Annotated in this window: 10 protein-coding genes; 9 read left to right on the top strand and 1 reads right to left on the bottom strand. The window is 44.3% G+C overall.

Translation table 11 applies throughout. From position 1 onward, the window contains the following. Positions 1-60: 60 nt before the first annotated feature. Positions 61-375, top strand: coding sequence for a hypothetical protein (locus tag A3G19_RS01800; RefSeq protein WP_294870266.1), 315 nt, complete (start codon positions 61-63; stop codon positions 373-375). 1 nt (position 376) lies between these two features. On the opposite strand, the gene A3G19_RS01805 is transcribed toward A3G19_RS01800, so the two are convergent. Further along, positions 377-1,048 carry a transposase gene (locus A3G19_RS01805; protein ID WP_294870268.1) on the bottom strand — a complete coding sequence of 224 codons (672 nt, stop codon included), beginning with the start codon at positions 1,046-1,048 and terminating at the stop codon, positions 377-379. A 128-nt stretch (positions 1,049-1,176) separates the two neighbouring features. Here A3G19_RS01805 and A3G19_RS01810 point away from each other — a divergent pair, with 128 nt between their 5' ends. The 8 genes from A3G19_RS01810 to A3G19_RS01845 form a co-directional block, all read left to right on the top strand. Continuing rightward, the gene (locus tag A3G19_RS01810) at positions 1,177-1,512 is read left to right on the top strand and encodes a copper-binding protein (protein WP_015654341.1); all 336 of its coding nucleotides are present in this window, start codon (positions 1,177-1,179) and stop codon (positions 1,510-1,512) included. Then, positions 1,509-1,709 (top strand): hypothetical protein, encoded by a 201-nt coding sequence (locus A3G19_RS01815; protein ID WP_015654340.1) that lies wholly within the window; start codon positions 1,509-1,511, stop codon positions 1,707-1,709. Before A3G19_RS01810 ends, A3G19_RS01815 begins: the two co-directional genes overlap by 4 nt. Continuing rightward, on the top strand, positions 1,703-3,046 hold the full coding sequence (locus A3G19_RS01820; RefSeq protein ID WP_294870269.1) for a TolC family protein: 1,344 nt from the start codon (positions 1,703-1,705) through the stop codon (positions 3,044-3,046). Before A3G19_RS01815 ends, A3G19_RS01820 begins: the two co-directional genes overlap by 7 nt. Continuing rightward, entirely contained in the window at positions 3,046-4,383 is a 1,338-nt protein-coding gene (locus A3G19_RS01825) for a copper oxidase (RefSeq protein WP_294870270.1), read from the top strand. The genes A3G19_RS01820 and A3G19_RS01825 overlap by 1 nt, the downstream gene beginning before the upstream one ends. Positions 4,384-4,392: 9 nt before the next feature. Continuing rightward, positions 4,393-4,896, top strand: a complete 504-nt coding sequence (locus A3G19_RS01830; RefSeq protein WP_294870272.1) for a heme-binding domain-containing protein — start codon at positions 4,393-4,395, stop codon at positions 4,894-4,896. A 144-nt stretch (positions 4,897-5,040) separates the two neighbouring features. Then, a complete protein-coding gene (locus A3G19_RS01835; RefSeq protein WP_294870274.1) occupies positions 5,041-7,056 on the top strand; it encodes a TonB-dependent receptor in 2,016 nt (671 codons plus the stop codon). A gap of 8 nt (positions 7,057-7,064) precedes the next feature. Beyond that, on the top strand, positions 7,065-7,580 hold the full coding sequence (locus tag A3G19_RS01840) for a YfiR family protein (RefSeq protein WP_015654335.1): 516 nt from the start codon (positions 7,065-7,067) through the stop codon (positions 7,578-7,580). Further along, a partial coding sequence (locus tag A3G19_RS01845; protein WP_294870276.1) for a CHASE sensor domain-containing protein occupies positions 7,570-8,458 on the top strand: 889 nt, incomplete at its 3' end. The genes A3G19_RS01840 and A3G19_RS01845, both read left to right, overlap by 11 nt.

The following is an 8,458-nucleotide window of genomic DNA, read 5'->3' on the forward strand; positions in this document are numbered from 1 at the left end:
AATTTGAGGTAAGATACTTTTTGGAATCAACGAAAAATGAGGTGTTAGCGGAAAACTAATGTGTCTATAAAACGGGGGTCATTCCAAGGCATCATGTTAGGTGGAATCATTTTGCTTCTCAAAGATAGTAAAACAGTTGAAGAATTTGATGAAATAGATGATTTTGATAGAATATTTTTTGTGTCTGAATTAACTGAATTTCTCTCAAAAATTATTGATTTAAGAAATGATCATGCCCATATAAAAGCCATGTCTTTAGAAAAGTTTAATGAGCTTTACAATACTTTGTTTGATCATGAGAATATTGAAGAGACCAAACTTTTTAAGTTATTGGAGTTTAAAAAAATAATTGTAGAGTATATTAAGAACCATTAGATCAAAAATAGAGCTTCTCTAAAATTTGGGAGCGTTCTGAGATCGGCGTATTGAACTTAAATTCCGCCTCTTTGAGATAGTAAGGGAAGTGCTCGTTACTTACCCCTTTAAAACCAGTAATAAACTGTTCAAAATAGTGCCAAAACTTCTCAATAACATTGTCATGTTCGGATATTTTGATGATTTTGCTGGTTCGCATGAATTTGGAAAACTCTTTATAATAGAGTCCTTCGAGATTATCTTCTAAAAACTGTTGTTTGAATATCCCCAGCGAGGGCATGAGAAGGGTGTAAACCCTCTTTCCGTAACCGAATGTCAGAAAATTATGGGAATCGAAAATAGCGGTTTTGTCACGCCGCTTGGATTTCTCAATATAGAGGTACTCTTCGTATTGTGTCTCTTCATTTCGATGAAGATGGTACTCGGCTTCGCAGTATTCAGCACTTAGGTGTCGAAATTTTTGATAATAATTCAAAACAGTAGCGTAACTCAGATTCAGAGATATCGATGCCGAGAGGGCATTTTCTTCGTCGCAGAATAATTTAATCAGATTTTTTATTTGATTGACGCGTGTCGGGCTGTATTTTTTTTTGCATTTAGAGCATTTAACCATTCCATCGGCGAGATGATAGAGTGTGTGATTACAATGGATACAGTGACGAAATTCTTTCATGAGGGATATTGTAGCGCAACAACATCAGTGAAGAAAGTATCCTCCGTTAATATTGTTATTATTGGATTAAATTATTTTTTTACTCTATATGATAAACTTTGTGTATTAGCTAAATAGAGGGGTTTTTTATGAAGAGCAAAATTATAAGTGCATTCGTGTGTATGTCATTGGGGGCAGGGACTGCCGTGTCTGCAATGGGAGATGAACATCATAATCACGCTTCCGCATCAACGGTGAGTGAACAAACGATTCATGCGAGCGGGACAATAAAGCAGATTTCCCAAAATCATGAAACTCTCCGTATTTTTCACGATCCGATTCCAGAGCTGAAATGGCCTTCGATGAACATGCAATTCGAGGTTGTCAATCCTGAACTGACCCATTCAGTAGAAGTGGGTGATCGTGTGAATTTTGAGTTTGTTCAAAAAGAGGGGAAATATATTATTGTAAAGATGGCTAAATGAACCGTATTATCCTCTTTGTCATGATTGGAATAATGGGTTATGCCGCCGAGGTCACGGTGTCGACACCTTCCTCTGCGGATGCATTGAGCGGTAAAAGTGTTTATACCCCTCCCTCTGCTTCGATTGACGTAGTCGAAGAGGGGTGCGTTCAAAAAGAGGATCAGAATGCGACAGGGCATGGAGGCGCGAAATGGTAGGCAAAACACTCACAGCATCGATAGCGGCATTGGTCATTATTTCGGGATGTTCTACCATTTCCCAAAAAGAAGCGTTCGAGTCGGTGAATCAGCTCACAAGTGAGCAGGGGGGCAAAAATCTTCAATGGATCAAAACACCTCAAGAAGCAGCAAGTGTCGATGAGAGTGTAAAAGCACTTCTTTCAAAGCCGTTGACACAGGAAAATGCGGTTCGTATCATGCTGATTAATAACCGCGCATTGCAGCAAACCTACGAAAATATCGGTATCGCTCAGAGCGAGTTGGTGGAAGCAGGGCTTATGCGCAATCCTCTTTTGGGCTACAGTATCGGACGCAGTAACGGGGTAACTACCTCGACTCTGAGTGTAGAGGTAGCCTTTTTAGACCTTCTTTGGATCCCTCTGCGGCGTGAACTAGGCCACTTAGCCCTCGAAGAGACTACTCTCAGTGTCGGAGACACCGTGTTGCGCAGTGCTAGAGATGCAAAGAAGAGCTACATTGATGCCCGTTTGGCTGAAGAAAAAGGTGCGCTCAATCGTTCGATTCTCAAATCCCATGAAGCTTCACTCCAGCTTGCGGTTCGTCAATATACGGCAGGTAATCTTTCCAAACGGGATATGCTCAAAGTTCAAGAGAGCTATGAGCGTGAGCGTATCGAATCGATCAAGCTCGCTCGTGACAATGCGGCAGCACGCGAAGCCTTAAATAAGATTCTCGGGCTTTATGGTTCGCAAACCCATTATACATTGAGTACAGAACCACTAACGCGTATGGAGCCTGCCGTTTCAGAATCGGGATTGGAAAAATGTGCCATCGTCAATCGTCTCGATATGCGCAGTGCGATAAAATCGGTCGATTATGCCGCACTGCAGGCGGGATACAGTGAAAATACACGCCTCCTCGATGAGCTGGAACTCTCAGTAGAGAGTGAAAAAACAACGGGTGAAAAACGGTTTAATACCTTTGGAATAAAACTTCCCATCCCGCTTTTTGATTTTGGACAAGCTCGGGTGAGTAAGACGCAGGCGGTCTACAATCAAAATGTCCATCGCCTGTATGAAACAGCCGTTAATATCCGCTCAGAAGTGCGTGAGGGGTATGCACACCTTCGATATACATTTGATATAGCGCGCTCATACGATGAGGTGGTTGTGAAGAATAATCAGCAGATTTTAGAAGAGACACAGCTTTTCTATAACGGTATGCTGGACGGTATTTACGAGCTGCTCGAAGATCAACGGCGCTTAGGTGAGGCAAAAATGGAAGCGCTCGATGCGTTGGGAGATTACCAAAAAGCACAAGCCGATTTGGAATATACGATAGGGGGAAAACTCTAATGGGACACGATAGACGCGATTTTTTGGGTTTGGGTGCGGCATTGATCGCCTCTGCGGCACTCGGTTCAAAAGCCGAAGCTTCCGAACATGATCATGCCGGACATGAAAGCAAAAAGCGCCAACTCACGCTCGTTAAAAATCCTAAACGGGTTCTTTCACCTGCTACCCTCATTACCCCTCAAGAGGGGAAAAATTACAATCCGGTGGTAACACTCAACGGCTGGAGTCTCCCTTATGAAATGAAAGAGGGGATCAAAGAGTTTCGTATTATCGCTGAACCTGTTGTCCGCGAGTTTGCCCCGGGGATGGTAGTGAACTGCTGGGGCTACAACGGTACCTCTCCGGGACCTACGATCGAAGCAGTTGAGGGGGATCGCGTACGGCTGATCGTGACGAACAAGCTTCCCGAACATACCACGATCCATTGGCACGGTCTTATACTCCCTAACGGGATGGACGGGGTTGGGGGATTGACGCAGGTACAGATCGCACCGGGCGAGACCTATGTGTATGAATTTACCCTTCGTCAAAGCGGGACGTTTATGTATCACCCGCACGCCGATGAGATGGTGCAGATGGCGATGGGGTGTATGGGGATGTTTATCGTTCACCCAAAAGCGCCGAAAGCGCATAAAGTAGATCGGGATTTTTGTTTTCTCCTTGCCAGCTACGATGTGGCACCGGGAACCTATACTCCGAATCCATCGACCATGACCGAGTTTAATATCTGGAGTTTTAACAGCCGTGTCTTTCCGGGGATCGATTCAATGAATGTGCGGGTGGGAGATCGTGTACGTATCCGTGTGGGGAATCTGACAATGACGAACCATCCGATTCATATGCACGGACATCCGTTTGAAGTGACGTGCACCGATGGAGGGTGGGTTCCCAAAAGTGCTCGGTGGCCTGAAGTCACCATCGATATCGGTGTCGGGCAAGTGAGAGCTTTTGAATTTGTTGCCACCGAAGAGGGAGACTGGTCGTTGCATTGCCATAAGTCGCATCATACGATGGGACCGATGGGGCACAGCGTTCCTAATATGATCGGAGTCAAGCAAGATGATCTCACCGAAAAAATCAGTGATTTAATGCCCGATTACATGTACATGCCGATGGGTAAAAACGGGATGGCGGAGATGCAGGATATGGTTGAGATGGGGATGAAAATTCCGGAGAATACGTTGCCGATGATGACCGGCAAAGGGCCGTTTGGTCCCATCGAGATGGGGGGGATGTTTACCCTCGTGAAAGTACGTAAAAATCAGCCCAAAGGTGATTACTCTGATCCGGGCTGGTATGAGCATCCCAACGGAACCGTTGCAAAAAAAATGAACTAGGAGTTTAAAATGAAATATTTTAAACATATGACAATGATTTTGTTTTCCGTCGGGGTGATCGTTCCCTCTTCAGTTTTTGCTCATGGGGGTAATACTGAAATAAAACATAAAGAAATGGATTCAAATCAGACATTACACGCCTATAAAATTATTAATAACGAATACGTTAAAAGCATAAAACCTATTTTTGAAAAAAAATGTTTTGATTGCCATGGAAATATAACAAAATTTCCTTGGTATTATAAGGTTCCCGGTGTTAAACAGATGGTTGATTATGATATCAAAGAAGGCAAAAAGCATCTAGATATGAGTAAAGACTTTCCCTTTATTTCGCATGTAACACCGTTAAAAGATTTAGAAGGTATTAAAGAAGTGAGCATTGAGGGTGATATGCCGCCACTTCGTTATGTTCTCGGACATTGGGATTCCCGTTTAACTGAAAGGGAGAAACAAAGTATTCTTACCTGGAGCAAAGCGTCCATACAAATGCTAAAAGGAGTCCCTCATAAATGAGCCTATTTATGAGATAACCCGATGCCTGCCAGTCAATTTGACGTTTTTTTCAATAAGCGAAAAAATATGCTATAGTATTTGAAAATATTTAGTATTAGAGAAACAGTGTACTGCGAGATCGATTAAAGAGGAAAGGAAAGAAAAATGACAAAGCGTACATTTTTTTTTCGTCGTGTTTTAGCTGGATTTTTTGTAGGAGTCAGTGTCCCCTTTTTAGTCTCTCCGGTGCAGGGTGCCCAAGCACCTGAACTGCTCGCACAAAACGATTTATTGCAAATGTCGATCGAAGATCTGACCAACCTTGAAGTGACGACAGCCTCGAAATTTTCTCAGAAAATAGCTGAAGCCCCCGCTTCCGTAACGGTGATTACAGAGGATGAGATCAAGATATACGGCTATCGGAATTTAGCGGATATCCTCTCGGGGGTACGAGGACTCTACACAACGAACGATCGTAACTACGAGTATGCCGGAGTTCGGGGGTTCAACCGTCCCGGTGATTACAACAGCCGGATATTACTGCTGGTAGACGGCACCCGCATTAACGATGCCGATTACGATACGGCGTCGATCGGGCAAGAGTTTTTTCTCGATATCGATTTGATCAAGAGGATCGAGATTATCCGTGGACCGGGCTCATCCATATATGGCAGTAACGCTTTTTTCGGTGTGATCAATATCATTACGAAAAGCGGCAGCGATTATAAAGGGGGCGAGCTCTCAGCCAGCATAGGGAGTTTCGGGACGACAGGTGCTCGGGGTACCTATGCTCAGGTATTGCAAAACGGCACCGATGTACTTCTTTCGGCGAGCTACGACGAGAGTCGGGGGCAGAACTTCTTTTTCCCGGAATTTAATGATCCCTCCACCAACAACGGGATGGCTCAAGATCTTGACAGCGATCGGGCGAAGCGTTTTTACGGAAAAGTCTCTTTTGGGGAACTGACGATGAGCGCAGGCTATTCCGAGCGGGTCAAAAAAGTTCCGACCGCATCGTTTGAGAGTATTTTCAACGATCCGCGTACTCAGACGACCGATTCGGAAGGTATCGTAAGTCTAGCGTATACAAAAGCCCTCAGTGACAAACTGGAACTCTCCGGAAAAGTTTTTGCCGGAGGATACTATTACAAAGGGACATTCCCGTACGATCAGCCTCCTGTTACGATTAATCAGGACGATGCATTCTCCGAATGGGCGGGGGCAGAAGCCAAGGCGCTGCTCCGTTTGGAAGGACACACCATTATCGTGGGGGGAGAGTATCAAAAAAATCTTCACCAAAACATGAAAAACTACGATGAAGATCCGGCAGCGCTCTATAACGATCTTAAAATGAGCAGCGACCGAAAAGCGCTCTATTTTCAAGATGAGATCACCCTCTCTGAGCGGTTGATACTCAATGCAGGTATACGCTATGATGCATTTTCGACCGTGGGAGAGACGATCAACCCTCGTTTAGCCCTCATCTATGCACTGCAACCGGAAACAGTGCTGAAACTCCTCTACGGAAGTGCCTTTCGCGCCCCAAACACCTATGAAATGTACTCCAGCGGTTTTTCTACTAAGGCAAATCATGCTCTTCAGCCGGAGGAGATTAAAACCTATGAAGCGATCATCGAACATCATCCTCAGAACAATCTGCGACTCTCTGCTTCTCTCTATCGCAACGATATCAACAATCTGATCAATCAGGTTATTGACCCGTCGGACGGGTTTAGCGTTTTTCAAAATATCGGGCAAGTACAGACTATCGGAGCGGAGGTAGAGGCGGAGAAAGTCTGGAGCAATCAAAACCGGCTGCGTGTCAGCTATACTTGGCAAAAAACGATCGATCAAATAACAAATCAGGAGCTGGAAAACTCCCCTCGTAATCTGGCCGCGCTTCAGTATGCGATTCCTCTGTTTGATGAAGCACTTCAGAGCGGGATACGGTTGCAGTATGTCGGCAGTCGCAAAACGCTCGGAGGTTCAAGGGTGGGAGGCTATACCCTTGCTCATGCGAATTTTTTAACCCATGAGCTGGCAAAAGGGACAGAATTTGCAGTCGGAGTTTACAATCTTTTCGACCATCGTTATGCCGATCCTGGCCGTCCTGAACACCAAGAAGATACCATTACTCAAGACGGGCGGAGCGTCAGAGTAAAATTGACATACCGATTTTAAGGATGCAGTTGATCTATCGAGTCTTTTTTCTTTTTACGTGGCTTCTCGCCGTTTCGGGTTATTTACAAGCATCGGTGTATGAGGAAAACCAAGTCAAGGCTGCGTTTCTTTACAATTTTCCTAAATTTATCGAGTTGCCAGGAGAGAATACTTTGACACTGTGTATCGTTGGTGAGGATTCGTTCGGTGATGCGATGGCCGCACTGAATGGGCAAGTAACAGCCGGTAAGCGGCTTGTGGTTAAGCGTGTCAATTCTGTTAATGAAATCCCTTCCTGTCAGATCCTTTATCTCTCTTCCCTCGAGAAAAACAAACTTGAACCCATTATGCGATACGCTAGAAACAAACCGATTCTTACCGTCGGCGATACGTCGGAATATTCGAATCAAGGGGTAATCATCAATTTTTATTTAGAGAACAATCGAGTCAAAATCGAGATCAATATGGATGCGGCAGAGCAGTCCAAACTCAAAATCAGTTCCAAACTTCTTAAAATCGCAAGGATCATTCGTAATGGGCAATAAACGGCAGGGATTTCTTCTGAAATATTCCATTAAAACTAAGCTGATTTTGATCGGCGTGGTGATTTCAGTCTTTGGGCTCATTGTTCTTGGCCTCACAATGGCGATTATGGAAGTGAGTATCGAAAAACAGAAGATACTCAAAGAACTTAATATTCAGGCAAAAATTATCGGAGACAATTCCACTGCTTCGTTGATATTCAACGATCCGAAAAGTGCCGGAGAGACCCTCTCCGCACTCAAAGCCAATAAAAACATCGATTACTGCGAATTGTACACGAAGGAGGGGGTAGCGTTTGCAAGCTACAAATATCGTGATCGACACAACCATCCGCTCATCCCTTTTTCAAAAATTGAGTCCAATCATTTCGGACTCAATCATGTCTCTGTGTATCAGGAAATTATTCTCGACGGCGATGTGGTGGGAGGGATATACATCCAGTCCAATCTTGATGAAATGTACAGCAATCTCTCGTATTACGCCCTCTTTTTGCTCATAGGGCTTTTAATTGCCCTTTTTCTGTCGTATGTTCTATCCAAAAAACTGCAAAAAAAGATTACCGAACCGATCATTCAAATGGTCGATATGATGCAAATGGTTTCGGAAGAAAAAAACTATGCCATCCGTACCCCTGTCATCAGCAATGACGAGCTAGGATTGCTGGCAGAAGGATTCAACGAGATGCTTTCTCAAATCCAGATGAGAGACAGCACTCTTGAAGAACATCGGCAAAATCTGCAGATACTGGTCGATCAACGGACCGGCGAACTCCATAAAATAACCGATAGACTCGTTTTGCATTTTCAGCAGCTCCCTTTTGCCGTTATCGAATGGGATATGGATTTCAGGGTCATCGATTGGAACCCGGCGGCTGAAAAAA

The organism is Sulfuricurvum sp. RIFCSPLOWO2_12_FULL_43_24, from assembly GCF_001829605.1.
GTDB lineage: Bacteria > Campylobacterota > Campylobacteria > Campylobacterales > Sulfurimonadaceae > Sulfuricurvum.

What these genes read in the sequence shown, in the direction of transcription:
- A3G19_RS01805 (WP_294870268.1), bottom strand. Translation starts at nt 1,048, where the DNA reads ATGAAAGAATTTCGTCACTGTATCCATTGTAATCACACACTCTATCAT.
- A3G19_RS01825 (WP_294870270.1), top strand. Translation starts at nt 3,046, where the DNA reads ATGGGACACGATAGACGCGATTTTTTGGGTTTGGGTGCGGCATTGATC.
- A3G19_RS01830 (WP_294870272.1), top strand. Translation starts at nt 4,393, where the DNA reads ATGAAATATTTTAAACATATGACAATGATTTTGTTTTCCGTCGGGGTG.
- A3G19_RS01820 (WP_294870269.1), top strand. Translation starts at nt 1,703, where the DNA reads ATGGTAGGCAAAACACTCACAGCATCGATAGCGGCATTGGTCATTATT.
- A3G19_RS01815 (WP_015654340.1), top strand. Translation starts at nt 1,509, where the DNA reads ATGAACCGTATTATCCTCTTTGTCATGATTGGAATAATGGGTTATGCC.
- A3G19_RS01835 (WP_294870274.1), top strand. Translation starts at nt 5,041, where the DNA reads ATGACAAAGCGTACATTTTTTTTTCGTCGTGTTTTAGCTGGATTTTTT.
- A3G19_RS01810 (WP_015654341.1), top strand. Translation starts at nt 1,177, where the DNA reads ATGAAGAGCAAAATTATAAGTGCATTCGTGTGTATGTCATTGGGGGCA.